28 protein-coding genes and 1 pseudogene are annotated in these 24,311 nt (G+C 74.3%); 19 read left to right on the top strand and 10 right to left on the bottom strand.

Translation table 11 applies throughout. The annotated features are described in order from the left end of the window. Nucleotides 1-21: 21 nt before the first annotated feature. Together ACIBQ6_RS11805 and ACIBQ6_RS11800 are read right to left on the bottom strand one after the other, a co-directional pair. Complete coding sequence (locus ACIBQ6_RS11805) at nt 22-1,206, bottom strand: SWIM zinc finger family protein (RefSeq protein ID WP_397211469.1); 1,185 nt, start codon at nt 1,204-1,206, stop codon at nt 22-24. Further along, nucleotides 1,203-3,926 (bottom strand): DEAD/DEAH box helicase, encoded by a 2,724-nt coding sequence (locus ACIBQ6_RS11800; RefSeq protein ID WP_397211467.1) that lies wholly within the window; start codon nt 3,924-3,926, stop codon nt 1,203-1,205. Before ACIBQ6_RS11800 ends, ACIBQ6_RS11805 begins: the two co-directional genes overlap by 4 nt. Before the next feature lie 101 nt (nt 3,927-4,027). On the opposite strand from ACIBQ6_RS11800, the gene ACIBQ6_RS11795 reads away from it, so the two are divergent. Genes ACIBQ6_RS11795 through ACIBQ6_RS11780 form a run of 4 tightly spaced genes read left to right on the top strand, consistent with a single transcriptional unit; the run spans nt 4,028 to nt 7,276 of the window. Further along, a complete protein-coding gene (locus ACIBQ6_RS11795) occupies nt 4,028-4,645 on the top strand; it encodes a DedA family protein (protein WP_358286773.1) in 618 nt (205 codons plus the stop codon). Further along, a complete protein-coding gene (locus ACIBQ6_RS11790; protein WP_364335726.1) occupies nt 4,629-5,729 on the top strand; it encodes a histidine kinase in 1,101 nt (366 codons plus the stop codon). The genes ACIBQ6_RS11795 and ACIBQ6_RS11790 overlap by 17 nt, the downstream gene beginning before the upstream one ends. Next, nucleotides 5,720-6,364 (top strand): response regulator transcription factor, encoded by a 645-nt coding sequence (locus tag ACIBQ6_RS11785; protein ID WP_358286771.1) that lies wholly within the window; start codon nt 5,720-5,722, stop codon nt 6,362-6,364. Before ACIBQ6_RS11790 ends, ACIBQ6_RS11785 begins: the two co-directional genes overlap by 10 nt. A gap of 12 nt (nt 6,365-6,376) precedes the next feature. Then, on the top strand, nt 6,377-7,276 hold the full coding sequence (locus ACIBQ6_RS11780) for a GNAT family N-acetyltransferase (protein ID WP_397211465.1): 900 nt from the start codon (nt 6,377-6,379) through the stop codon (nt 7,274-7,276). On the opposite strand, the gene ACIBQ6_RS11775 is transcribed toward ACIBQ6_RS11780, so the two are convergent. Beyond that, the gene (locus ACIBQ6_RS11775) at nt 7,255-8,196 is read right to left on the bottom strand and encodes an alpha/beta hydrolase family protein (protein ID WP_397211463.1); all 942 of its coding nucleotides are present in this window, start codon (nt 8,194-8,196) and stop codon (nt 7,255-7,257) included. The genes ACIBQ6_RS11780 and ACIBQ6_RS11775 overlap by 22 nt on opposite strands. 162 nt (nt 8,197-8,358) lie before the next feature. Here ACIBQ6_RS11775 and ACIBQ6_RS11770 point away from each other — a divergent pair, with 162 nt between their 5' ends. Further along, nucleotides 8,359-8,931, top strand: coding sequence for a TetR/AcrR family transcriptional regulator (locus ACIBQ6_RS11770; RefSeq protein WP_397211461.1), 573 nt, complete (start codon nt 8,359-8,361; stop codon nt 8,929-8,931). Nucleotides 8,932-8,993: 62 nt separating this feature from the next. Beyond that, nucleotides 8,994-9,602, top strand: a complete 609-nt coding sequence (locus ACIBQ6_RS11765) for a dihydrofolate reductase family protein (protein WP_358286766.1) — start codon at nt 8,994-8,996, stop codon at nt 9,600-9,602. Between the two features lie 86 nt (nt 9,603-9,688). On the opposite strand, the gene ACIBQ6_RS11760 is transcribed toward ACIBQ6_RS11765, so the two are convergent. After that, nucleotides 9,689-10,345, bottom strand: a complete 657-nt coding sequence (locus tag ACIBQ6_RS11760) for a TetR/AcrR family transcriptional regulator (protein ID WP_397211459.1) — start codon at nt 10,343-10,345, stop codon at nt 9,689-9,691. A 147-nt stretch (nt 10,346-10,492) separates the two neighbouring features. Here ACIBQ6_RS11760 and ACIBQ6_RS11755 point away from each other — a divergent pair, with 147 nt between their 5' ends. The 6 genes and pseudogenes from ACIBQ6_RS11755 (at nt 10,493) to ACIBQ6_RS11730 (ending at nt 13,493) form a co-directional block, all read left to right on the top strand. Continuing rightward, complete coding sequence (locus ACIBQ6_RS11755) at nt 10,493-10,837, top strand: hypothetical protein (protein ID WP_397211457.1); 345 nt, start codon at nt 10,493-10,495, stop codon at nt 10,835-10,837. Nucleotides 10,838-10,891: 54 nt separating this feature from the next. Beyond that, nucleotides 10,892-11,503: an SRPBCC family protein gene (locus tag ACIBQ6_RS11750; protein WP_397211455.1), complete on the top strand. Its 612-nt coding sequence runs from the start codon at nt 10,892-10,894 to the stop codon at nt 11,501-11,503. 36 nt (nt 11,504-11,539) lie between these two features. Beyond that, nucleotides 11,540-11,797, top strand: a pseudogene (locus ACIBQ6_RS11745) (sigma factor); the annotation flags it as partial. Between the two features lie 83 nt (nt 11,798-11,880). Then, complete coding sequence (locus ACIBQ6_RS11740) at nt 11,881-12,507, top strand: sigma factor-like helix-turn-helix DNA-binding protein (protein ID WP_397211453.1); 627 nt, start codon at nt 11,881-11,883, stop codon at nt 12,505-12,507. Between the two features lie 57 nt (nt 12,508-12,564). Further along, nucleotides 12,565-12,984 (top strand): HIT family protein, encoded by a 420-nt coding sequence (locus ACIBQ6_RS11735; protein WP_397211451.1) that lies wholly within the window; start codon nt 12,565-12,567, stop codon nt 12,982-12,984. 71 nt (nt 12,985-13,055) lie between these two features. Continuing rightward, entirely contained in the window at nt 13,056-13,493 is a 438-nt protein-coding gene (locus ACIBQ6_RS11730) for a GNAT family N-acetyltransferase (RefSeq protein ID WP_397211449.1), read from the top strand. A gap of 31 nt (nt 13,494-13,524) precedes the next feature. Here ACIBQ6_RS11730 and ACIBQ6_RS11725 read toward each other — a convergent pair whose 3' ends face one another. After that, on the bottom strand, nt 13,525-14,349 hold the full coding sequence (locus tag ACIBQ6_RS11725; RefSeq protein ID WP_397211447.1) for an alpha/beta hydrolase family protein: 825 nt from the start codon (nt 14,347-14,349) through the stop codon (nt 13,525-13,527). Nucleotides 14,350-14,430: 81 nt separating this feature from the next. Between ACIBQ6_RS11725 and ACIBQ6_RS11720 the strand changes: the two genes are divergently transcribed. From ACIBQ6_RS11720 to ACIBQ6_RS11710, 3 genes are all read left to right on the top strand, one after another. Continuing rightward, complete coding sequence (locus ACIBQ6_RS11720) at nt 14,431-15,054, top strand: TetR/AcrR family transcriptional regulator (protein WP_397211445.1); 624 nt, start codon at nt 14,431-14,433, stop codon at nt 15,052-15,054. 578 nt (nt 15,055-15,632) lie between these two features. Further along, the gene (locus tag ACIBQ6_RS11715) at nt 15,633-16,169 is read left to right on the top strand and encodes a dihydrofolate reductase family protein (RefSeq protein WP_358286756.1); all 537 of its coding nucleotides are present in this window, start codon (nt 15,633-15,635) and stop codon (nt 16,167-16,169) included. A 1-nt stretch (nt 16,170) separates the two neighbouring features. Further along, complete coding sequence (locus ACIBQ6_RS11710; protein ID WP_397211443.1) at nt 16,171-16,572, top strand: hypothetical protein; 402 nt, start codon at nt 16,171-16,173, stop codon at nt 16,570-16,572. 25 nt (nt 16,573-16,597) lie between these two features. Here ACIBQ6_RS11710 and ACIBQ6_RS11705 read toward each other — a convergent pair whose 3' ends face one another. Then, nucleotides 16,598-17,065, bottom strand: a complete 468-nt coding sequence (locus ACIBQ6_RS11705; RefSeq protein WP_397211441.1) for a GNAT family N-acetyltransferase — start codon at nt 17,063-17,065, stop codon at nt 16,598-16,600. 197 nt (nt 17,066-17,262) lie between these two features. Here ACIBQ6_RS11705 and ACIBQ6_RS11700 point away from each other — a divergent pair, with 197 nt between their 5' ends. Further along, complete coding sequence (locus ACIBQ6_RS11700; RefSeq protein ID WP_358286753.1) at nt 17,263-17,547, top strand: hypothetical protein; 285 nt, start codon at nt 17,263-17,265, stop codon at nt 17,545-17,547. Between the two features lie 162 nt (nt 17,548-17,709). Next, complete coding sequence (locus ACIBQ6_RS11695) at nt 17,710-18,141, top strand: SRPBCC family protein (RefSeq protein WP_397211439.1); 432 nt, start codon at nt 17,710-17,712, stop codon at nt 18,139-18,141. Here the strand turns inward: ACIBQ6_RS11695 and ACIBQ6_RS11690 are convergent. Next, a complete protein-coding gene (locus tag ACIBQ6_RS11690; protein WP_397211437.1) occupies nt 18,138-18,809 on the bottom strand; it encodes a response regulator in 672 nt (223 codons plus the stop codon). The two genes, ACIBQ6_RS11695 and ACIBQ6_RS11690, sit on opposite strands and share 4 nt — an antisense overlap. Next, nucleotides 18,790-20,010, bottom strand: a complete 1,221-nt coding sequence (locus ACIBQ6_RS11685) for a sensor histidine kinase (RefSeq protein WP_397211435.1) — start codon at nt 20,008-20,010, stop codon at nt 18,790-18,792. The genes ACIBQ6_RS11690 and ACIBQ6_RS11685 overlap by 20 nt, the downstream gene beginning before the upstream one ends. Nucleotides 20,011-20,160: 150 nt before the next feature. Here ACIBQ6_RS11685 and ACIBQ6_RS11680 point away from each other — a divergent pair, with 150 nt between their 5' ends. Further along, nucleotides 20,161-21,180: a hypothetical protein gene (locus tag ACIBQ6_RS11680; RefSeq protein ID WP_397211433.1), complete on the top strand. Its 1,020-nt coding sequence runs from the start codon at nt 20,161-20,163 to the stop codon at nt 21,178-21,180. 26 nt (nt 21,181-21,206) lie between these two features. On the opposite strand, the gene ACIBQ6_RS11675 is transcribed toward ACIBQ6_RS11680, so the two are convergent. Further along, the gene (locus tag ACIBQ6_RS11675) at nt 21,207-21,905 is read right to left on the bottom strand and encodes a gamma-glutamyl-gamma-aminobutyrate hydrolase family protein (protein WP_397211431.1); all 699 of its coding nucleotides are present in this window, start codon (nt 21,903-21,905) and stop codon (nt 21,207-21,209) included. A 71-nt stretch (nt 21,906-21,976) separates the two neighbouring features. Here ACIBQ6_RS11675 and ACIBQ6_RS11670 point away from each other — a divergent pair, with 71 nt between their 5' ends. Then, nucleotides 21,977-22,873 carry a LysR family transcriptional regulator gene (locus tag ACIBQ6_RS11670; protein ID WP_397211429.1) on the top strand — a complete coding sequence of 299 codons (897 nt, stop codon included), beginning with the start codon at nt 21,977-21,979 and terminating at the stop codon, nt 22,871-22,873. A gap of 44 nt (nt 22,874-22,917) precedes the next feature. On the opposite strand, the gene ACIBQ6_RS11665 is transcribed toward ACIBQ6_RS11670, so the two are convergent. Beyond that, on the bottom strand, nt 22,918-24,249 hold the full coding sequence (locus ACIBQ6_RS11665) for a serine hydrolase domain-containing protein (RefSeq protein ID WP_397211427.1): 1,332 nt from the start codon (nt 24,247-24,249) through the stop codon (nt 22,918-22,920). Nucleotides 24,250-24,311 lie beyond the last annotated feature (62 nt).

Raw genomic sequence — 24,311 nt, 5'->3', positions numbered from 1 at the left:
CTCGCCTCCCGCCTGCCGGGGTCAGGTGAGCAGGGTGGACGGGTCGCGTTCCGGCGGGCCGGCGGGCCACCAGTGGCCGTCGTGCTCGGTGAAGGGGTACCAGCGGCCGTCGCGGCCGTAGCGGACCTGGCGGGGGCCGAGGGTCCAGCGGTTGCGCCAGGTCTCCAGCTGGGGCGGCGGGTCGCCGTCCCAGCCGGACTCCAGCAGCGCCTGGGCCCTGGCCAGGTCCTGGCGGGGCGGGGTCCAAGGGGTTTCGAGCACGTCGAGCCCGGGGGCGCCGCCGTACCGCCAGGCCCGGACGGCGGCGTCCAGGCCGAGGTCGAGGTCGTGCTCGGCGGCCAGGCGGACGCGGTCCTGGTACTCGGTCAGCGGTTCCAGGTGGCCGTGCAGCAGGATCTGGCGGGCGCGGGCGGCGGCGGAGGCGGCCAGCACGGCCAGGGCGGCCACGTCCACGCCGGGTGCGGGGTCCAGGGCGAGGGGGGTGAAGGCGGTCTCCGGCGGGGGCGGTTCGGGCAGCGGCGGCTCGCCGAGCGCGAACGCCTGCGCGGCGGGCACCCCGCCGCCGGCGTCCTGCTCGGTGGTTCCGCCGCCGGTCGCGCCGCCGGTCGCGCCGCCGGTCGCGCCGCCGGGCGCGCGGGCGGGGGCCGGGAGGGGCAGGTCGCGGTTCTGCAGGGCCTCGATCAGCTCCTGTTCGCCGCGTCCGCGCAGCAGCAGCAGGACGAACGGGTCGCCGTCCAGCAGCCAGGACGCCTGGTAGCACAGGGCGGCGGCGTGCTTGCAGGGGTGTCCCCAGTCGGGGCAGGAGCATTCGGGCTCCAGGTCGCCGACGGTGGGCAGCAGCGGCACGGCGGCGTCCTCGGCGGCCTCGACCAGGTCGTGCGGGACGTCGCGGTCGAGCAGGGCGGCGATGTGCCCGGCCTTGGCGGCGACCTGGTCGAGGAAGCGTTCCCAGGCGGCGTCGGTGAGCTGTTCGACGCGGACGACGGTGTCGTACTCGTGCTCGGTGACGGCGGCCAGCCGGCCGGGGCTGACGGTGATCGGGCCGACCTGGCCGGTCTTGGCGTAGGCGCGGCCCTTGCGCAGCAGGGTCTGGTCGAGCGAGGTGTCCTCCAGGGCCTTGATCCACGCCTGGCCCCACCAGGTGGTGGCGAAGCGGGCGCCGGCGCGTTGCGGGGGGAAGGCGGCGAATCCGCGTACGGCGGTCATCTGAGCTCCACGAGTGCGGCGAGTTCGGCGTCGGTCAGCTCGGTGAAGGCGGCTTCGCCGGAGGCCAGGACGGCGTCGGCGAGCGAGCGCTTGGCGCCGAGCATGGCGGCGATGCGGTCCTCGATCGTGCCTTCGGCGATGAGCCGGTGCACCTGGACGGGCCTGGTCTGGCCGATGCGGTAGGCGCGGTCGGTGGCCTGGTCCTCCACGGCTGGGTTCCACCAGCGGTCGTAGTGGATGACGTGGTCGGCGCGGGTGAGGTTCAGGCCGGTGCCGGCGGCCTTGAGGGAGAGCAGGAAGACGGGGACGTGGCCGTCCTGGAAGCGGGCGACCATCTCCTCGCGGCGGGCGACCGGGGTGCCGCCGTGCAGCAGCTGGGTGGCGACGCCGCGGCCGGACAGGTGGCGTTCCAGGAGCCTGGCCATGGCGACGTACTGGGTGAACACCAGCACGGCGCCGTCCTCGGCGACGATCGTGTCGACGAGCTCGTCGAGCAGTTCCAGCTTGCCCGAGCGGCCGGTCAGGCGGGGGGACGATTCGTGCAGGTAGTGGGCGGGGTGGTTGCAGACCTGTTTGAGCCCGGTCAGCAGTTTGACGATCAGGCCGCGCCGGGCCATGCCCTTGGCGTTCTCGATCTGGGTCATGCTCTCGCGGACGACGGCCTCGTACAGGGCGGCCTGCTCGGTGGTGAGGGGGACGGGCCGGTCGGTCTCGGTCTTGGGCGGCAGTTCGGGGGCGATGCCGGGGTCGCTCTTGCGGCGGCGCAGCAGGAACGGCCCGACGAGCCGGGCCAGCCGGGCGGCGGTGTCGGCGTCGCCGGACTCGACCGGTTTGGCCCAGCGGGCCCTGAAGCGGGCCAGGGGGCCGAGCAGTCCGGGGGTGGTCCAGTCGAGGATGGCCCACAGTTCGGACAGGTTGTTCTCCACGGGGGTGCCGGTGAGGGCGACGCGGGCGCCGGCGGGGATCTCGCGCAGCGCCTTGGCGGTGCCGGAGGCGGGGTTCTTGACGTGCTGGGCCTCGTCGGCGACCAGCAGCCCCCAGGGGTGGGCGCCCAGGGTGGCGGCGTCCAGGCGCATGGTGCCGTACGTGGTGAGCACGAATCCGTCGTCGGCCAGGGTGCGGGCGTTGCCGTGGTAGCGGCGGACCGGGACGCCGGGCGCGAACTTGGTGATCTCGCGTTCCCAGTTGCCCAGCAGCGAGGCGGGGCAGACCACGAGGGTGGGGCCGGTGCCGGCGCGGTACAGGTGGAGCGCGATCAGGGTGATGGTCTTGCCCAGGCCCATGTCGTCGGCCAGGCAGCCGCCGAGGCCGAGCGAGGTCATCCTGGCCAGCCAGCGCAGCCCTTGGAGCTGGTAGTCGCGCAGGGTCGCGGCCAGGCCGGGCGGCGCCGGCACGGGTTCGGGGTCGGTGAGCCGGTCGCGCAGGTCGGCGAGCCAGGCGGTGGGTTCGACGGTGATCTGTTCGGGTTCGTCCCCGCCGTCGATCTCGACCGTGCCGGTCAGGGCCGCGCCGAGCGCCTGCAGGCCGGTCAGGGGCTTGAGGTCGCGCTGGCGGGCCTTGCGGGCCAGCGCGGGGTCGATGAGCACCCATTGGTCGCGCAGCCGTACGACGGGCCGGTGGGACTCGGCCAGCAGGTCCATCTCGGCGGCGGTCAGCGGGGCGCCGCCGAGCGCGAGCCGCCAGTTGAAGCTGGTCAGGTGGTGGCCGCCGAGGAAGGAGGGCAGGTCGGAGGGCGCGCTGTCGCGTTCGCCGACGACGGCCTGGGCGCTCAGGCCGCGGACCAGGGAGCGCGGCCAGTGGACCTCGACGCCGGCGGCGGCCAGCCGGTCGGCCGCGCCGGTCAGCAGGTCCGCCACGTCGCTGTCGGTGAGGGCGAGCTCGTCGGGCACGGCGTGCTCCAGCAGCCGTTCCAGGCGGGGCCAGGAGCGGGCGGCGCGGCGCAGGGCGAGGGTGACCTCGATCCTGGCGCGGAGGCCGAACCCGGGGTCGCGGCCCTGCCACAGGTCGGCGGCGTCCACGACGAGCGAGGGGTCGGCCAGGCCGTGCACCTGGACGACGGCCCGGAACTCGGCCTGGGCCAGGTCGTCGGCCTCCAGCCGGAGCGAGAGCCGCACGCCGGAGTCGAGCCCGGCCGAGACCTCCTCGGCCCAGGGCCGCAGGTGGGGCACCTTGACGGGCTTGACGGCGGCGAAGGCGGTGGTGCCGGTGGCGCGTACGGCTCCGGGCGAGCGCGGCATGGCGTCGGCCACGGCGTCGAGGAAGGCGCGCACCAGAGGCTCGGCGTCGGGCAGCAGCAGGTCGCCCACGGGGATGGCGCGGGCGGCGGCGGGCATGGCCGCGGCCAGCTCGCGCACGCGCCGGGCGTCGGCGGCGTCGAGGGGGCCGGCGCGCCAGGAGTCGTGGCCGTCGGGTGAGACGGCGGGCAGGATGCGGCCGCGGGTGACGAGCTGGAGGGCGACCAGCGCGACGGCGCCCCAGAAGCGGGTGGCCGGGTGGGCGGCGGCGTCGGCGCGGGCCCTGGCCAGCACGGCGACGGCGTCGGCGACCGGGATCTCGGTGACGGCGCGCTCGCGCGCGCGAGGTTGTCCGTAGTCGTCCTGTTCGATCACCGTGGCCGTGCCGTCGCCCTGGTCGTCGAGGAAGACCAGGTGGCCGGACCTGGGGGGATCGCCGGGACGGAAGATCGCTGGGTGTCGCGCCAGATCCGGAAGAGCACTCATAGGCCGTACAGTGTACGGTACATCGGGGTGTGGTTTACCACAGAGCACATCGGCCGTCCGCCTCATTACCGCCATAACGGATCATTCGTAGCCTGGGGGACATGACGGATTGGTTGATTGCGTTGATGGAGAACCTCGGCGCCTTCGGGGCCGGGCTGGCGATCATGCTGGAGAACCTGTTCCCGCCGCTGCCCAGCGAGGTGATCCTGCCCCTGTCCGGCTTCACCGCCAGCCAGGGCGAACTGGACCTGCTCGACGTGCTGGTGTGCACGACGCTCGGCTCGGTGGTCGGGGCGCTGGCCCTGTACGGGGTGGGCGCGCTGCTCGGCCGCGAGCGCACGCTGGCCATCGCCGCCAAGCTGCCGCTGGTCAAGGTGACCGACATCGAGAAGACCGAGGCGTGGTTCCTGCGGCACGGCCGCAAGACCGTGTTCTTCGGCCGGATGATCCCCATCTTCCGCAGCCTGATCTCCGTGCCGGCGGGGGTGGAGCGCATGCCGCTGGTGACGTTCACCCTGCTCACGACGGCCGGCAGCGCCATCTGGAACACCATCTTCGTGCTTGCGGGATACTTTCTCGGCGAGAACTGGTCGCTGGTCGAGGCGTACGTGGGGATCGGCACCTACGTGGTGATCGGCCTGGTGGCGCTGGCGATCGCGGTCTTCGTCGCGGTACGGCTGACGGAACGGCGTAAGGGAAGGCATGCGAACCGCCGCTGAGGGGCTGAGGGTGCTGGGCGCGGTGGTCCTGGGCGGGCTGACCGCCCTGGCCGGCGCGCTGTTCCTGCTGCTCACGCTGCCCTTCCTGGGCCGGCCGCGGGTGCGGGCGCTGGCGGCGGGGCTGGCCGGGTTCGAGGCGCGCCGCCTGCGCCTGGACACCGCCGCGCTGGACGCGTTGTCCGGCTGGGACACCCGGCCGGCGCGCTACCTGGCCGCCAGGATCCCGGCCGGGGTGCTGGGCGGGCTGGTGGTGGCGCTGCTGGTCCTCGGCGCGCGCACCGCGATCCTGCTGCTGGGGGCCTGGGCCCGCGGCGAGCCCTACGACGGGATGACGCCGACGCCGCCGCTGGTGCTGTACTTCCTGGTGGGCGGCTGCGTGTTGCTGTTCATCGCCGTGTCGGGGCTGGTGGGGGTACACGCGCTGGAGCGGCGGCTGGCCGGGCGGCTGCTGGGGCCCGACCGTACCGAGGCGCTGGAGCGCCGGATCGCCGAGCTGGCCGAGAGCCGGGCCGGGATCGTGGCCGCGGTCGACTCCGAGCGCCGCCGCATCGAGCGTGACCTGCACGACGGGCTGCAGCAGCGCCTGGTGGCGCTGTCGATGCTCATCGGGCGGTCCCGGCGGGGGCGTCCCGAGCTGCTGGAGCAGGCGCACGAGCAGGCCCAGCAGGCGCTGGCCGAGCTGCGCGAGGTGGCCTGGCGGGTCTACCCGAGCGGGCTGGACTCCCTTGGGCTGGGCGAGGCGCTGGCCGGGGTGGCCGAACGCGCGGGCGTGCCGGTCAAGGTGGTGTGCGACCTGCCGAGCCGGCCACCGATGGCGGTGGAGACGGCGGCGTACTTCGTGGTGAGCGAGGCGGTGACCAACGCCGCCAAGCACGCGGCCGCCACGATGGTGACGGTCGAGGTCAGACAGGAGGACGACAGGGTGCTCGTACGGGTGAGCGACGACGGCACGGGCGGCGCGCGCCCCTCGGGAGGCGGCCTGTCGGGGCTGGCCCGGCGGGTGGCGGCGCTGGACGGCGCCTTCGAGGTGGTCAGCCCGCCCGGCGGCCCGACGACGGTGGCGGCGGGGCTGCCGTGCGGGTGATCCTGGCCGAGGACTCCACGCTGCTGCGCGAGGGTCTGGTACGCCTGCTGGGCGAGGAGGGCCACGAGGTGCCGGCCGCCGTGAGCGACGGCGAGGCCCTGGTGGCGGCGGTGGCCGAGCACGCCCCCGACGTCGTGGTGGTGGACGTGCGCATGCCGCCGACCCACACCGACGAGGGGCTGCGGGCGGCGCTGGAGATCCGGCGGCGCTGGCCGCAGGTCAAGGTGCTGGTGTTGTCGCAGTACGTGGAGAAGCGGTACGCCACCGAGCTGATGAGCGCCGACGTCGAGGGCGTGGGCTACCTGCTGAAGGACCGCGTGGCGCAGGTCGGCGACTTCCTGGACGCGCTGGAGCGGGTGGCGGCGGGCGGGGCGGCCTTCGACCCGGAGGTGGTGCGGCAGTTGCTGGCCCGTACCACGCAGGTCGATCCGCTGGCCCGGCTGACCGCGCGCGAGCGGGAGGTGCTGGAGCGCATGGCCCAGGGCATGACCAACGCCTCGATCGCCGGGCAGCTGCACGTGTCACAGAGCGCGGTGGAGAAGCACGTCAACTCGCTGTTCGACAAGCTGGGTCTGTCGCACGCCAGCGGGTACAGCCGCCGGGTGCTGGCCGTCCTGCACTTCCTGAAGTCCTGAAAGGGGGCCTTGGTGCGTCCGCGCGTCTTTCGTCACGACGACCTGCCGCGGCTGCGGGAGGTCCTGTCGGGGTGGATCGCCGAGGCCGGGCGGTGCGGCTACGACCACGCCGGTGAGCTGCCGCACCGGGTCTATGACAACCTGCGCGACCGCCGTCCGGCCGCCGAGCTGGTCCGGCTGTGGGAGGACGCCGGCGGTCTGGCCGGGATCGCGATCCTGCTGCGGTTCGGCTGCGCCTTCGACGTCTTCGCCGCTCCCCGGCTGCGCGGCGGGCCGGCGGAGCTGGACATGCTGGAGTGGGCGGCCGGCGCCACCGCGCGCCTGATGGACCCGGGCGAGCGGTACGTGCTGACCGACGTCCTCGACTGCGACGCCGCCCGGATCGGCCTGCTGGGACGGGCCGGATTCGCGCGGTTCCGGGTGTGGGACCACGTCAACGAGCGCGACCTGAGCGGCCCGCTGCCCGAGCCGGGCGCGCCGGCCGGGTTCGAGGTGCGGCACGCCGTGCCGCAGGACGCGCCGGGCCTGGCCGAGGCGCGTAACGCGGCGTTCGGCGACGACTGGACCGGGCCGCTCTACCGTTCTGCGGTGATGGAGCGGCCCGGCTACGACCCGGCCGACGAGATCGTGGTCCAGGCGCCGGACGGCCGGATCGCGGCCTTCGCGATCGGCTGGCTCGACGGTCGCAACGCGACCGGTCACTTCGAGCCGGTCGGCACCCATCCGGCGTTCCAGCGCCGGGGTCTGGCGCGGGCGGCGATGCTGCACGCGATGCGCCGCATGCGGGCGGCGGGCATGACGGCGGTGACGGTGAACCACGACGCCGACAACGTGGCCGCCCGCGAGCTGTACCGTTCGCTGGGTTTCGTCCGCCGGCACGAGACCTACGGCTACCGCCGTCCGGCCGGCTGATCGGCCCGCTTGCCGTCGATCCGGCCCAGGGGGTGGGGGGCCGCTTCCAGGGCGGCGCGGGCGGCGGGCCAGGCGGGGTCGCCGGGGTTCAGGGCGGTGCGCAGGTAGGCGGTGGTGAGCCGCTGCAGCAGGGCCAGGCGTTCGGGGCTCTCGTCGGTGGTCTCGGCGACGTGGTGTCCGGCGACGCCGCCGAGGGTGTGCTCGGCGCCGAACAGCGTCAGCAGGCTCTTGTCGCCGGGGCTGTGGCGGTAGCCGTCGGTGAACCAGTCCGGTCCTCGCGTCGACAGGGGTGAGTCGTCCTTGTCGCCGGCGACCAGCAGGGCCGGGGCCTTCATGAACTCGAAGGCGGGGTTCATGAAGGGGAAGTGCTCGGCGGCGAACGGTGACAGGTCCCGGCCGCCGGTGCCGGGCAGGGCGAGCAGCACGCCGGCCGTGACGCGCGGGTCGGACAGGTCCTGCCCTGGGTGGCCGGCGGCGTCCAGGATGCGGGCGCCGAGGAGCATGCTGGCGCTGTGGGCTCCCCAGGAGTGGCCGGCGACGGCGATGCGGCCGCGGTCCAGGCGTCCGGCCAGGCCGGGCAGGGCTTTCTCCAGGACGTCGAGGCCGTCGATGACGCGCTTGAGGTCTTCGACCCTGATGCGCCAGATGTGGGGGGTGCGGGGGTCGTCGGCGGGGAGGGCGAGCGTGCGCGAGTCGAGATGGGTGGGTTGCAGGACGGCGAAGCCGTGGGCGGCCCAGAAGTCGGCGAGGGGGGCGTAGCCGTCCATGGACCAGCCGTGGCCGTGGGACAGGACGACGACGGGCAGGTGGTCGCCGGTGGCGGGGGCCGAGACGCGGACCTGGAGGTCCTGGCCCCGTCCGGGGGCGGGCAGGACGACCGGCCGGACCGACACGACGGGGGCGGTGGGCGATGCGGGCATGGTGGTGCCTTCCGGGTGGAGTTGCCGCAGGTGGGCGCGGGAGAGGGCAGGGCTTGGCCGTCGGGCCTTCGCTCTGGCATGATGGTGCAAGCGGGACGGTGTCCCGTTTTTGACGATACGGGACCGTGTCCCGTTTAGCAATCCGACCCTGGGAGGAACGGCGTGGAGGAGTCGCGTCCGAAACGGGCCGATGCGCGACGCAACGAGGAGAACCTGCTGCGCGCGGCCGCCGCGGTGTTCGTCGCCTCGGGCGTGGAGGCGCCGATCCGCGACATCGCGGCCGAGGCCGGCGTCGGCACCGCCACGATCTACCGCCACTTCCCCACGCGGGCCGACCTCGTCATCGCCGTCTACCGCCACCAGGTGGAGTCCTGCGCGCAGGCCGGTCCGGCCCTGCTGGCCGCCGGCCCGAGCCCGTACGCGGCGTTGCGGGAGTGGATCGGGCTGTTCGTCGACTTCCTGGTCACCAAGCACGGGCTGGCCGCGGTGCTGCAACCGGACAACACCGGCTTCCAGGCGCTGCACGCCTACTTCCTGGACCGCCTGGTGCCGGTGTGCGCCCAGCTGCTGGAGGCCGCGGCGGCCGCCGGCGAGATCCGCGGCGATCTGGACGCCTTCGAGCTCATGCGCGGCGTGGGCAACCTGTGCATCGGGGCCGAGGCCGATCCCCGCTACGACGCCCGCCGCCTGGTCGGGCTCCTGGTCGCCGGGCTCAGCCGGGAAGGAAGACCTTAAGAGATCCGTAAGCCGGTCCGGCGAGACTTCAGGCACATCCCGAGACGTACGGAGAAACCATCATGAGGAAGATCAGCGCGAACCTGTTCATCTCGCTCGACGGCGTCGTCCAGGACCCGGCGGACTGGCACTTCCCGTACTTCAACGACGAGATGGGCGCGGCGGTGACGGCGCAGATGGCCGACACGCTGCTGCTGGGGCGCGAGACGTACGACAGCTTCGCCGGGGCGTGGCCCGAGCGCGAGGCGGCCGGCGGCGAGGACGCCGACTTCGCCAGGACGATCGGCGACGCGCGCAAGATCGTGGTCTCCCGCCAGCCGCTGGAGTTCACCTGGCGCAACTCCGAGCTGCTGCAGGGCGACCTGGTCAAGGGCGTGACGGCGCTGAAGGCCGAGCCGGGCGGCCCGATCGCGATGAGCGGCTCGGTCTCGGTGGTGCGGCAGCTCCTGGCCGCCGGGCTGCTGGACGAGCTGCACCTGCTGGTGCACCCGATCGCGGTGCGCAAGGGCGAGCGGCTGTTCGACGAGGGCGACAGCTCGATCCCGCTGGAGCTGGTCAGCTCGCAGACGTTCACCACCGGCGTGCTGTACCTGGTCTACCGGCCGGCCGGGGCGGCCGGTGCGGGCTCCTACGACGACGCCAAGACCCACCTGCCCCAGGACGTCCGGTAACGCGCTCTGCCTGTTGCGACGGGCCCGGCCTCGCCTTCCGCGGCGGGCCGGGCCTTTCGTGCGCACGGGATCAGCGGGTCAGCGGGTCAGGGGGACAGCAGGTCGTCCAGCTCGGCGGTGAAGAGCAGGGCTGGGTCGAAGCCCATGCCGGCGAAGTGGCCGGCCAGCTCCAGGGACAGCACGCCGTGGATCCGGGTCCAGAAGCTGAGCGCCCGGTGCAGGACGGCGGGCGGGGCGGGGTGGTCGCCGGCCCAGTCGCGGTGGGCGGCCAGGTGGTGGTCGAGCGGGGTTTCGGGGCGCCGGGGCGGGGCGGCCGAGGCGGCGTCGAGCAGGAGGGTCATGATCTCGGCGGAGATGGCGGTGATGTCGTCGGGGGCGTGGTAGCCGGGCACGGGGGTGCCGTAGATGAGCAGGTAGCGCTGGGGGTCGCGCAGGGCCCAGCCGCGTACGGCGTGAGCCAGCCCGGCCAGCCCGCCCCCTTCGGCGGCCTTTTCGGCGGTTGAGCGGAGGGTGTCGGCGAGGCTGCGGTAGGCGTCGCGGATGAGTTCGGTGATCAGCTCGTCGCGGTTGGCGTAGTAGCGGTAGAGCGCGGGGCCGCTCATGCCCATCTGCTTGGCGATCGCGTTGAGGGACAGCGCGGAGGCCCCCGTCGTGGCGATCTGCTGCCAGGCGTGTTCCTTGATCTCGGCACGGATCTGGGCGCGGTAGCGCTCGCGCGGGGTCGCCGTGCCGGTGTCCGCCATGCCGTGCCGCCTTCCGTCGCTACACCCCAGAGATTTAGTTAGAGGCTATCACGAACGTTGTTGACACTTCTTTTCCTGTGCGGTTATAACTTCTAACGAACGCATGAGCGTCTAGCCATTCGTGTCCGTCCAGGTGAAGGGAACGTCATGATCACGTACCAGCCGTCCACCCGTCCCGGTCGTCGTACGCCGGTGGCGGTGAGCGTCGCCGCCTGGGCGGTCCCCGTCATGATCGTCGGCCAGTTCGCGCTGCTGGCGATCGTTCCGGTCGCGGTCGTGCTGGTCGGCGCGCTGCGCCATGCCCGGGACCGGCTGGTCCGGTGGGCGGCCGTGCTGGTGGCCCTCGCCTACGCGGCGCCGTTGGCCGTGTGGGTGGCCCGGCCCGGCGGTGCGCCGAGCCTGTCGAAGGACATGCACCCCGCCTTCGCCGTGCTGATCGTCGCCGCCTGCGCCGCGCTCGTCGCGGCCATCGTGCGGGCCGGACGGCGCTGACGGCGTCCCCGGCCTGGCCGCCCCTTTCTACGATCCCTCAACGAGAGGAACACCATGTTCAGCAACGTCCGCGTCGCCTCGATCCTGATCCCGTTCGCCGTGGCCGGCGTCCTGGTGGGCAACGTCCCGGCCGCCCACGCCGCCGCCCACGCCGCCGCCGGCGCGGCCCAGTGCCGGGGGGAGGGGGTCGACGCCTCCGCCCGCATCCGTTATCGGGCCGACATCGTCATCAAGGCTCCGCTGAGCAGGATCTTCGGACTGCAGACGCGGGTGGAGCAGTGGCCCGACTGGCAGCAGCCCGTCCTGTCCAGCAAGCGCCTGGACCACGGCCCGCTGCGTCCCGGTTCGTCGTGGCGGTGGACCACGCCCGCTCCGGCCACCGCCACCACCCCGGCCACCACCATGCACATCACCTCCACCCTCCGGCGCGTCAAGCGAGACGCCTGCCTGCTGTGGAGCGGCCCGGCGGTCGGCACGGGCGTGCGCATCGACCGGGGCGTGCACCTGTGGACGTTCACCGAGGTCAAGGGCGGTGTGCGCGTGCACACCGAGGAGACCTGGACCGGCGGCCAGGTCGAGGCCGACGTGGCCACTGCCACCGAGCTCCTCGGCGCGGGGCTGGAGGCATGGCTGCGCGACCTGAAGGCCGCCGCGGAGTCCCGCTGACCGTCCGCGCGATGTGACGGGCGCCACTGTCCCCGGATGTCACGCGGCGGCGGCGACCGGCGTCTGGTGCGTGTGGCAAGGTCGAGAACCGACAGGCGGGAGCACGAGATGGACACCAGCGTCGAACCGGCCGACCAGGCGGACAGTGCGACCCGGACGTTCGTCGAGCATCGCAACCTGCTGTTCACCGTCGCCTACGAGATGCTGGGCTCGGCCGCCGACGCCGAGGACATCCTGCAGGAGACCTGGCTGCGGTGGGCGTCGGTCGAGCTGGGGTCCGTGCGTGACCGGCGCGCCTTCCTGGTCCGCATGGTCACCAGGAAGGCGCTGACGCGGCTGCGCACGATGCGCCGGCGCAAGGAGTCCTACGTCGGGCCGTGGCTGCCCGAGCCGCTGCTGACCTCGCCGGACGTGCCGAGGACGTCGAGCTGGCCGAGAGCGTCTCGATGGCGATGCTGCTGGTGCTGGAGACCCTCCATCCCACCGAGCGCGCGGTGTTCGTGCTGCGCGAGGTGTTCGGCCTGGAGTACGACGAGATCGGCGAGGCCGTCGGCAAGACCCCGGCGACGGTGCGGCAGATCGCCCACCGCGCCCGGGGGCATGTGGCCGCACGGCGTCCCCGGGCGAGCGTGTCGGCCGAGCAGGCGGGTCAGGCGCTGGCGGCCTTCCAGAGCGCGATCGAGACCGGCGACCTGCAGCGTCTGCTCGACCTGCTGGCTCCTGACGTCGTCCTGCTCACCGACGGCGGCGGCGTGGTGCCGGCGGCGCTCGCGCCGGTCGAGGGCGCGGCCACGGTGGCCGGGCTACTGTCCAGGATCGCCGGCACGGCCCGTCTGCGCCCGGCCCACGTCAACGGCCATCCGGCGCTGCTCGTCGACCTCGACGGCGAGATCGACAGCGTCGTGGCGATCCGCCTGGACGGCGGCCTCATCAGCGGCCTGTACGCCGTGCGCAATCCCGGCAAGTTGTCGCGGATCGGACACGAGACCGTTGTGAGCCGCTGACGGGCCGCGGGGAAATCCGGGTGCGGCAGCCGCCCGTCGTCGCCGATCATGACCGGTATGGGAACGTGCGTCTTCTGCGAGATCGTCGCCGGACGGACCGTGGCCAGCGTGGTCTACGGCGACGAGGACGTCCTGGCGATCCTCGACCATCACCCGGCCACGCCCGGACACGTCCTGGTGATGCCGCGCGCGCACGTCGCCGGCCTGGCCGAGGCCGGCGACGCGGTCGGGGGGCCGATCTGGCGGGCGGCCCGGCGGGTGGCGGCCGCGCTGCGGGCCTCGGGGCTGCGTTGCGAGGGGGTGCGGCTGTCGCTGGCCGACGGCGAGGCCGCCGGTCAGGACGTCTTCCACCTCCATCTGCACGTGGTGCCGCGCTTCGCGGGCGACGGCGTGGTGGTCAGCGCCGAGTGGCGCAGCCGCTCGCGCGCCCGGCTCGACCAGGACGCGGCGCTGATCCGTGCCGCTCTGCCGCGCTGACCCGCCCGCCGCCCCGCTGACCCGCTGACCTGGGGCCGGCCGCGTGCACGGCATGTTGTTATGCTCCCCGCATGTTCCGCGAGGCCCGCCTTGACGACTTCGAGCACATCGTCCGCCTCTACCGGCAGTTGCAGCCGGAGGACCCGGAGGTCGTGGACGGGTCGGACACGGCGGTCTTCCGGCAGATCCTCGCGTCCCCCGCGCTGCGTCTGTTCGTGCTCGAACTGGACGGGGCCGTCGTCGCGACGACCTACCTCAACGTGATCCCCAACCTCACGCGGTCGGCCTCGCCGTACGCCGTGATCGAGAACGTCGTCGTCGAGGCGTCCCGGCGGGGCGCCGGGCTGGGCAAGCAGATCATGGCCGCCACCCTCCAGGCCGCGTGGGAGGCCGGCTGTTACAAGGCGATGCTGATGACGAGCTCGCGCCGGCCTGCGACCCACGCCTTCTACCGCGCCTGCGGCTTCTCCGGCGACGCCAAGCACGCGTACGTGGCCCGTCCCTCCTGACGGCCCGGCCGCCCGAGGCAGGGCGCGGCCGTCACAGGGAGCGTTCGAGGAAGCCGAGGATCGTGCGGGCCAGGGTGACGCGGTGGTCCGACAGGGCGTGGTCGGTGGGGAAGAGGTGGTCTTCGAGGCGTTCGACGGGGTGTGCCCGGTAGGCGGCGACCAAAGGCTCGTGGTGCACTTCGTGCGGCGTGACGACGTCGTGGGCGGTGCCGGCGAGCAGCACGGGGCGGCCGGCCAGCCGGGGCGCGAGCCGGGCCAGGCGCCAGGCGTCGCCGTTCGCCTCCATCTCGTCGACCAGCGCCTGCCCGCTGGTGCCGCGCAGGGGGGCCAGCTCGCCGTCGAACGCCTTGACGTACCCGGCCCGCACCTCGGCGTCGGCGCGGCACAGCGCGGCGGCCACGCCCAGGTCGAACGCAGCGACGGAGGCGACGGCGGTCACGGACGGGTCCGCCGCGGCCGTCGTCAGCGCCGCGAACCCGCCCATGCTGTGGCCGACCAGCGCCAGGCGCCGCGGGTCGAGCCGGTGGGCGGCGGCCAGGCCGGGCAGCGCGGCGACGACGGCGGCGGCGTCCTCCAGCACGTGCCCCCAGGACCAGGTGCCGCCCACGCCCCATGATCCGCGGTAGTGGAACACCAGGGCGGCATAGCCGGCGCGGCGCAGCGTCTGGGCGAGGTCGAAGTTGCGCTCGTTGCCGGGGAATCCGTGCAGCAGCACGACGACGGGGTGCGGGCCGCGTCCGGCGGGCAGGTGCAGCACGCCGAGCAGGCGCTCGCCGCCGCTGTCGAACGTCACGTGCGGCGTGGTGGCCGGGAATTCGGGGTCGCGCGGCGGGTCAGCGGCAAGCGGGTCAAACATGGGTGAACTCCCCGAGATCGAACCGATCAGTACGACCCGAGACGTTAGCAGCCGATCGAACCGACCGGTACTATCCAAGCCATGCCCGTGGCCAAAGGCTCCACGATCGACCCCGCCCGCACCCGCGCCGCCATCCTGAGCGCCGCCACCGACCTGCTGTACGAGCGTGGGCTCGACGGCATCGGCGTCGCCGGGCTGTGCGCCGGGATCGGCATCTCCAAGGAGACCCTGTACCGGCACTTCGGCACCAAGGAGGGCCTGGTCGAGGCCGTGCTCCGGGAGCGCAGCGACCGGGTCGCCCGCTGGCTGGCCGGCCGCGTCCAGGCCGCGGGCGACGATCCGCGCGCCCAGCTGGCCGCGGTGTTCGAGGCCCTGCGGCAGTGGTACGGCGACCCGGGCTTCCGCGGCTGCGCCCTGCTGAACGCCGCCGCCCAGCACCACGCCGACCCCGTACGGGCCATCACCGCCCGCCACCTGGACCGCTACCTTGAGCTGCTGACCGGCATCGCCGAACGTGCCGGGGCCGGCGATCCAGGGCTGGTGGGGCGGCAGCTGCTGATGCTGGTCGAGGGCGCGACCGTCGTCGCGGCCCATCATGACAGCCCAGCCGCCGCCGACCACGCCCTCCAGGCCGCCCTGACCCTCCTGTCCGCCACCACCCCTGAACGCCCTCCGCCCCCCGCCCCTGGAAGCCCTTCCTCCTAAGGCCGGAACGTTCCCCGCGACCGACACCGAAGCCGTTCCGCACGACTGATCCAGAGCGTTCCGCGGCAACCGGCGACCGGAGACCCGTCCACCGGCGACCGGAGACCCGTCCACCGGCGACCGGAGACCCGTCCACCGGCGAGCCGTTCCCGCAGCCCCCCGCGGGAACCCCATCCGTGGTGGAGGCGGCTTACGGCATGAGGGGCCGCCCTCAGGCCCGCCCCTGGGGCATGCTCGCCACACCGGGCCAGGAGGCATCCTCCGTGACCTGTGGCCCGGATCCCCGCCCGTCGCGATGGCGGCACATGCCCGGAGCACCACCCCCGGCGCCCTCGGCCCGAGAGCCGCCGCCCGGCCGGGGGGTGCGCAGATCCGCTCCCTTCCGAAGGGGGCGGCCCGCGCCGGAGCCGTGCCGGCTCTACCGCTCCGTTCCTTCGTCACGCAGCCCTCGCCTTGCGGCCCGGCCATCACGTGCCCAGCAGGCCCGAACGCGCACTTCGGACAACGGAAGTCGTCTTGACAACTTCATTTGTCGGTGGGAAGGTTGAGGCACCTCAGGAACTCAAGGAGCGACAATCATGCGAAAGATCACCGCGGGCCTGTTCATCTCCCTCGACGGCGTCGTCGAGGCCCCCGACACCTGGCACTTCCCGTACTTCAACGACGAGATGGGCCAGTCGGTCGGCGCGCAGATGCAGGCCGCCGACGCCATGCTGCTGGGCCGGCACACCTACGAGGAGTTCGCCGGATACTGGCCGCACCAGGACCCCGAGAAGGAGCCGATGGCCGAGGCGATGAACTCCTCGACCAAGTACGTCGTCTCCACCACGCTGACCTCGCCGTCCTGGCAGAACACCGAGGTCGTGAGCCTGGCCGACCTGGCGGCGTTGCGCGAGGGCCCCGGCGGGAACATCTCGGTCGTCGGCAGCGGCACCCTGGTCGTCTCGCTGCTGCGCGAGGGCCTGCTCGACGAGCTCAACCTGCTGCTCCACCCGATCGTCGTCGGCTCGGGCAAGCGCCTGTTCGACGACGCGCGCGAGCAGATCCCGCTCACCCTGACCGCCTCCACCACCTTCAGCACCGGCGTGCTGAACCTGATCTACACGAGGGCATGACATGGCCGCCAAGACCGTCGCCGACAAGCTGCTCATCAAGCCGGCGACCACCGTGTGGGTCTCCGACCCCGCCCATCGGCCGCTCCTGGGGCCGCTGCCCGAGGGCGCCGGCGAGGCCGGAACCGTCAAGGAGGCGGACGTCGCGCTGATCTTCGCCCCCGACGCCGCCGCGGCCCGCCGGATCCTGGACGAGCACCGCGACGAGATCACCGCGCCGCCCGTGGTCTGGGTGGCCTACCCCAAGGGCAACAAGTCCGACATCAACCGCGACACGCTCTGGCCCATCGTCGGCGAGTACGGGCTGCGCCCCAACGGCCAGGTCGCGGTGGACGAGACGTGGTCGGCGCTGCGCTTCCGCGCACTGAAGGACGGCGAACCCCCCTTCACGGGCGGCCGCAGCTGACACCAGCCACCACCCGCCTGACCGGTCAGGCGGACAGGTCGTCGCCCAGCACCAGCAGCAGATGCTCGTCCTCGCCGTGCCGGACCGTGCCGGCCCGCCGGAACCCGTGGCGTTCCAGCAGCCGCACCGAGCCGGTGTTGCCCGCGAACGGGTCGGCGTACAGGGGCCTGGTCTTCTCCTCCGCCAGGAACAGCCCCAAAGCCGCGGTGCCGACGCCGCGCCCCCAGAAGGGGCGGCCCAGCCAGTAGCCGACGAACCGCCGCTGGCCCTCCCACCAGGACACCACGTTCCCGGCCACCTCAGCCTCGACCGTGACCGTGCGCACCAGGACGGTGGGATCGCCGAGCACCCGGGTGGTCCAGTGGGTCATGAAGGCCGCCCGCTCGCGAGGGGCGAACCTGGACCGCCGGACGGCCTCCTCGTCGTGCTCCTGCTCCAGGAACACCTCCAGATCGGCCTGCAGGACGGGCCGCAGCCGCACGTCATCGCTCATGCCCGCCGAGTGTGCCACCAGGCACCGACAGTTCCGGCGGACACGCCTCCCGCGCCGCCGTTTCCCTCACCCAACGTGATCGCAGCCCTGCCTTCGGGCTGCTGACCGGGGATTTTACCCGGCCATCGAGCTTCACGGAGAGTGACATGGGGTAGTCACGGTGCAGAGTCGCCCGCTCGGGCAGGGAGGAGGAGCGCATGACAGGCACAGCCGTCAGCGGGCCGGGGGCCGTCGTCGAGGTGCCGACGGTCACGCTCGCCGGCGGCGGAGTCGCGGCTCGGGCCGCGACGGGCACGGGCACGTCCCCGGTCAGGGCCGCGAGCCGCTGCGGTCACCACGGTCACCCCGACGGTCACCCCCATGACGCGGGGCCGGCCGTTGTCCGCAGCGCAACCGCGTACCGCCCGGCCGGCCACGCAAGGCCGTACCCCACCGCGTACGGCATGGCCGGCCACGGCGGGAGCTCCTCGCCGGGGTCGTGATCCCGATGCCGGTCCCGCCGCCGGGTCTGACTTCCCCAGTCCTCAGCCCGGCGGCGGGACCTTCTCATGCCCGCCCCTGCGCCCGCGCCGGGTTCGTCCGGCAGGATCATGAGCACGTATCTCATGTCCTGAAGAAGGAGCCGGCACACGAGGAGGCCAGGGATGAGACCGGTGTACGCGGGCGCGGCGGTGGAGGTGGCCGCGCGGCCGGAGGAGGTGTTCGCGCTGATCACCGACTGGCCGCGGCACCGCGAATGGATGTTCATGACGTCGGCGCGGCAGGTGGGCGAGCGCCGGGTGGAGGCCTACACCGGGATGCGGCCGGTGGGGTTCCTGGACACGATGACGATCGTGGCCTTCGAGCCGCCGTCGTACGTGCTGATGGAGCACACCGGGCGGCTGGTGCGCGGGCGGGGCGCGATCCGGGTGCGGCCGTGGCGGGGCGGCAGCCGGGTGATCTGGGCCGAGGAGCTGCTGCTGCCGCTGGGCGCGGCCGGCCGGGCGTTGTGGCCGGCGGGACGTCCGGTCGTGACGGCCCTGGCCCGGCATTCGCTGCGCAGGCTGGCGCGCCTGCTGGAGGCGCCGGCCCGTTAGGTGGCGTCGTGGACGACCAAAGCCAGTTGCACCCGGTTGTCCAGGCCCGCCTTGGTCAGCACGCGCGAGATGTAGCCCTTGACGGTGCCCACGCTCATGTGCAGCTCGCCGGCGATGACCGCGTTGGGCTTGCCCTGCCCGACGGCGAGCGCCACCTGGCGCTCCCGCTCGCTGAGGGCCGACAGCACGCGGCGGGCCTCGGCGCGCCGCCGGTCGTCCTCCTCGGGCATCAGGTGGGCGATCAGGCGGCGGGTGACGCTGGGCGACAGGCTGGGCTCCCCGGCCGCCACCCGTTTGACGGCCTCGACGATGCCCTCGGGCGGGGTGTCCTTGAGCAGGAACCCGCCGGCTCCGGCGCGCAACGCCCGGAAGACGTGCTCGTCGGCGTCGAAGGTGGTCAGGATGATGACCTGCGGGGCGCCGGTGCGGGCGCGCAGCCGCCGGGTGGCCTCGATGCCGTCGAGGCCGGCCATGCGGATGTCCATCAGCACCACGTCGGGGGAGTGCTCGGCGACCGCGGCCTGGACCTGCCCGCCGTCGGCCACGGCCCCGACCACGCGCAGGTCGGGTGCGCCTTTGAGCATCAGGGTCAGCCCGGTGCGGACGAGCGCGTCGTCGTCGACGATCAGCACCCGGATCGGGCCGGGCTCACTCCACGACTCCTCCACGGGGCCATGGTAGCCGTGCGGCCAGCCGGAACCCGCCGTCGCCGGCCGGTCCGCCGTCCAGCCGGCCGCCTGCCAGGGTGACGCGTTCCTCCAGGCCGGCCAGCCCCGCTCCGGCGCCGGTGTCGGCCAGTTCCGCCCGCGGCCCGGCAGGCGGCGGCGGGTTGCGCACCTCGACGGTCAGCTCCCGGCCGGCCGTGCCGCGCACCTCGACGGTGACGGTCCGGCCCGGGGCGTGCTTGCGGGCGTTGGTCAGACCCTCCTGGACGACGCGGTAGGCGGTGCGCCGGGTCGGCTCGGGCAGGTCGGCGAAGCGTATGCCGTGTTCGCGCAGGTCGATGCGCATCCCGGCCCGCCGTGACTCCGTCACCAGCGGCTCCAGCCCGGCCGGCGGCTGCTCGGCGGAGGGCCGCTCGGCGAAGGCGGGCTGGTCGCCGGGGTGCCGGCGCAGCACGCCGATGACGCCGCGCAGCTCCTGCAGCGCCTGGTGGGCGCTGGCGCGGATGACCTCGGCCGCCTCGGCGACCTCGGCGGGCGTGGCGGCGGCGTTGAAGCGCAACGCGCCGGCGTGCACGGCCAGCAGCGACAGCCGGTGGGCCAGCACGTCGTGCATCTCGCGGGCGATGTCCAGGCGTTCGGCGCGGCGCGCCTCCTCAGCGCGTTGCCGCTGGTCGGCCTCGGCGCGGCGGGCGCGTTCGGCCAGCGAGGCCAGCAGTTGCCGGCGGGTCCTGGCCAGGATGCCCCAGCCGGTGACCGCCCCGCCGAACAGCACCGCGACCAGCGCCCACACCGGGTACGGCGCCAGCCCCGGCGGCCGCAGGGCGAACCTGGCCAGCGAGGCGGCCACCCACGCCGCCCCGACGGCCACGGCCGCGGGCGGACGCCGGCGGAGCGCGACGACCAGCGTGGCGATCCCGGCGGCGACCGAGGCGGCGGCGGCCGGGATCGCCAGCGCGACGGCGGCCAGCCCGGCGGCCACCGGACGGCGGCGGCACCACCACAGCGCCGCGCACGCCGCCGCGCCGCCGATCACGTCGGCCCACAGGTGCCAGCGGGGCGTGCCGGGCGCGAGCTCTCCCCACACCACCGAGACGGCGCCGGCCAGGGCGAGCACGACCCCTCCGGCAACCGCGACCCGCTCCCGCCGCGACCGCCCGCCCTGATTCTCGTCGCCCGTCTGCGGGCTGTTCGCCCCGAACACCATGGCCGATCGTAGCCCGCACCCGCCGTGCCGGGCGGCAACCGTGGTCACCGGCCGTGGCAACCAAAGTCGTGCCCGGTGCGCGACCGCGGTGGCCACGGACCGGCCGCAAGGCAGCAGCGCCGCCCCCGTACGGGACGGGAACGTGGGGGCATGGTCTCCCTTCAGGCACGCGGCCGGTGGGCCGCGCTCGTCCTGGCCGGGCTCACCCCGGTCGTCGCCGAGCTCACGCTGGGCAATCCGCCGCTGCGCCAGGCGTGGCTGCTGCTGGTGTGGACGCCGATCTACGGCGCGGGCACCGTCCTGATCCGCGAGCTGGTACGCCGTGCCGGTCGCGGGTGGGGGTCGGTGCTGCTGCTGGGGGCGGCGTACGGGATCGTGGAGGAGGGGCTGGCGCTGCAGGCGCTGACCAGCCCCACCCTGTACGGCGCGGCGGGGTGGGCGCCGCGCGTCCTGGGCCTCAACAGCGCCTACACCGAGCTGAACATCCCCTACCACGCGGTGTTCAGCGTGGCGCTGCCGATCCTGCTGGCCGACCTGCTGTTCCCGGCGCTGCGCCACCACCCCTACCTGGGACGGGCCGGGCTGGTGGTGACGGGCGTGGTGTTCGTGCTGGGCGTGCTGCTGCTGCGCTGGACGGCGGCCTTCATGGACCCCGGCTACCTGGCGCCGTGGCCGGTGCAGGCGGGGCTGCTGCTGGCGGTGGCGGCGCTGGCCGTCCTGGCGTTGCGGGTCGTCCCCCCGCCGCCGGCCGGGTCGGCGCCGCCGGCCGGGGGGTCGGCGGGCGCGCCCGCTCCTGCGCTGGTGGCGGTGGGGGCCGGGGTCGTCGCGTTCGGGTATCTGGCGCTGCTGTTCCCCTTCGGCGGGGCCCGGCATCCGGCCTTCACCCAGGGCGGCTGGGTGGCGGCGCCGATGGCGGCCGCGGCGCTGCTGGCCGTGGTGGCCGCGCTGCTGGTACGGCGGTGGGCGGCGCACGGCGGCTGGGGCGACCGGCACAGCCTGGCGCTGGCGGGCGGCGCGCTGATCGGGCACACCGCCTTCGGCGTGCTCGCCAACGGCCAAACAGCCGCCGACCGGGTCTCGCTCACCGTGCTCGGCCTGGTGACGGCCGCTCTCCTGGCGCTGCTGGCCCGCCGTACGGGCCGACTCACACCGCCGGCCGGTACGCGCTGACCCGCAGCGCCCGTACGGACTGACGTTCAGCGGGCCGCGGCGGCGGGCTGGGCGTGGCGCTGCACGGCGGCGGCGAACGCGGCGATCAGCGGGTGCGGACGCCGCCCGTCGCCGGCCAGCTCCGGCTGGAACAGCGTGCCGACGAAGAACGGGTGGCCGGGCAGTTCGGCCACCCGCACCATGCCGTCCTCGGCGTGGCCGGAGAAGACGAGCCCGTGTGCGGCCAGCGTCCCGCGGTAGGCGTCGTTGAGGCCGTAGGAACAGCTGTAGGCCTCGACGATGGACGTGGTGCCCATGATCTGCTCGATCCGCGAGCCGGGGGTCAGGCGCACCAGCCCCTCGTGCCCGGCCAGCGAGCACGACAGCGGCTCCAGCAGGAACGCCCCGGCGCCGGGGGTGTTCTCGGCGTGCTCGACGTCCAGCCCGCACACGTTGCGGCCGTACTCCAGCAGCATGTGCTGGAAGCCGCCGCAGGTGCCCAGGAACGGGATGCGCCGCTCGCGGGCGGTGCGGGCCGCGTTGACGGCGCCGGCCTCGCTGGCGTACGGGCTGCCGGGCATGATCCAGATGCCGTCGAAGCCGTCGAGGTCGTCGGCCTCGGTGGTGGGGATCCAGTAGGGGTCCAGGGCGATGCCGTCGCGTTCGCGCAGCGCCTCGATCAGGCGGGGGACGCGGGCGTGGGACCGGACGCCGGGTGAACGGTCTGCGACCAGGGCGATTCTCATGCCTCCCATCGTGACCTCCCCCCATCCTTAAGCGCCAACGATGATGTCTGCACCTGCTATAAGCATTGCTGATGGACCCGAATCTGTTGCGCACATTCGTGACGGTGGCCCGCCTGCGCTCCTTCTCGGCCGCCGCCCACGAGCTCGGCTACACCCAGTCGGCGATCTCCCAGCAGGTGGCGGCGTTGGAGGCCGATCTGGGGCTGCCGCTGCTCGGCCGCCGCCCGGTGGAGCCGACCCCGGCCGGTGAGCGGCTGCTGGAGCACGCGGGGCCGCTGCTGCTGCGCCTGCGGGCGGCGCGCGCCGACGTGCTGCGCGCGGCGGCCCAACCGGCCCACCGGCTGCGGCTGGCCGCGACCCCGCTGGCGGTCAACGCGGTGCTGGCCGGACGGCTGGCCGAGGCGCGCGCCGCCCAGCCGCGGCTGCGGGTGGAGGTGCGCACCTGTGACCGGGAGCGGCTGGCCGAGCTGCTGGCCGAGGGTGAGGCCGAGCTGGGGCTGGCCGACGGCATCGCCGCGCCCAGCGACCCGCTGCGCCTGCCGGAGTCGGGCCCGATGACCACGGTGGGCGTCAGCGAGGAGGACCTGGTGGTGGCGTTGCCGCCGGGGCATCCGCTGGCGGGACGCCGGGCGTTGCGGCTGGCCGACCTCGTCGACGCCCGCTGGCTGCAGACGCCGCTGTGCCCGTTGCCGCGCCTGCGTGACCTGGCCGGTGACGGGTTCGCCGCCGCGCTGGTCTACCAGGGCGACGACGTGCACACCGTGCTCAACCTGGTGGCCGCCGGGCACGGGCTGACCCTGCTGCCTGCCTCGGCCGGGCGGGGGGTGCCGCTGGTGTCGCCGCGCCTGGTGCACCGCGTGGAGCTGGTGCACGGCGCGCTGCCGCCCGGCCCGGCCGCCACCCTGGCAAAGGCCCTGACCGGCCCGGCCGGCCTGACACCCCAGGCCGGTCCCCGTCCGCCGGGCTGACGCCGTCGGCGTCCGGCCCGGTCCGGGTGGGACGGCTGGGCGGGTCAGGCGTGCCAGCCGGCCACCCCGCCCGGCACCGGCGCGGCCGGGTCGTAGGGCTCGCGGGTGAAGACGAAGGTGTTGAGGTCGAGGTGGTCGGCGGCCACGCGCAGCCTCTCGCCGGCGTAGTAGCCGTCCAGCCCGAGCCAGGTGCCGTCGTCCTGGGGCACGAACCGGGAGGCGCGCCCGCTGCCGTCGACGGGCGCCAGCGACAGCCCGCGGTCGGGCAGCAGCCGCAGCGCGTACGGCTTGGGCCCCCAGTGCCACAGCCCGGTCAGCGCCAGCAGGTCGGGGTCGGCGGGGGCGGGCCGCCATTCCTCGGGCAGGCGCGGCTCGTGCTCGTCGAGGATGTCGAGCAGGTCGGTGGGCAGGGAGCCGGTCATGCCGCTGGTGGTGTTGGCCATGAACAGCACGCCGACGCGTTCGGCCGGGTCGGCCCACACGGTGGCCAGGAAGCCGGGCATGGACCCGGTGTGCCCGGCCAGGCGGCGCCCGCCGACGCGGGCCAGTTGCAGGCCGAGCCCGTAGCCGGCGGTCCAGGAGTCGCCGTCGGCGACGCCGGCCGGTTCGCGCATCTCGGCCAGGGTGTCGGGCGACAGCACGCCGCCGGTGTCGCCGCCGACGAAGGCGGCCCAGCGGGCCAGGTCGTGCGGGGTGGACCACAGCTGCCCGGCCGGCCCCATGGCCACGGCGTCGTGCTCGGGCTCGGTGAGCACCGTGTCGGCCCACGGGTGGACGGCATAGCCGGTGGCGTGCGGGGCGCGGGGGCGGGCGGTGGTGGCGCTCATCTCCAGCGGCGCCAGCACCTCCTGCCGCACGGCCTGCTGCCAGTCGGTGCCGCGCAGCCGGGCCACCAGCTCGCCCAGCAGCGCGAACCCGACGTTGGAGTAGTGGTAGAGGCGGCCGGGCCGGTGCCTGACCTGGTCGGGGCCCACCCGCTTGAGCAGGTCGGGCAGCTCCAGGCCGGGGGTGCGCTCCCACCAGTCGGTCGGCGGTTCGGCGGTCAGGCCGGAGGTGTGCGACAGCAGCTGGGCGATGGTGGCCTGCCCGGCGGCGGTGCCGGGCAGGTGACGCTCCAGCGGGTCGGTCAGCGCGATCCTGCCCTCGTCGCGCAGCCGCATGACGGCCACGGCCACGATCGACTTGGTGATCGATCCCAGCCGGTACTGGGTGGCCGGGGTCGGCGGGCCGTCGCCGACGCGGCCGCGGCCGCCGAACCACACCGTCCGCCCGTCGCGGACGATCGCCGCCGTCAGCGACGGCACCCTGCACTCGGCCTGCTCGACGGCCAGCCTGCGCAGCAGCGCGCGGGCCGTCACCTGTCCCACCTGACTCATGGGCGACAACACTAGCGGCGTCGGGTGGCCGCCAGGTGCGTACCTGCCGCCTCGCCGCGGCC

It is taken from the genome of Nonomuraea sp. NPDC049655 (assembly GCF_044465465.1).
In the GTDB taxonomy this organism is placed as follows: Bacteria; Actinomycetota; Actinomycetes; order Streptosporangiales; family Streptosporangiaceae; genus Nonomuraea.
Note: the sequence above shows the minus strand (reverse complement) of the source record. Positions and strands in the feature narration are given on the sequence as shown.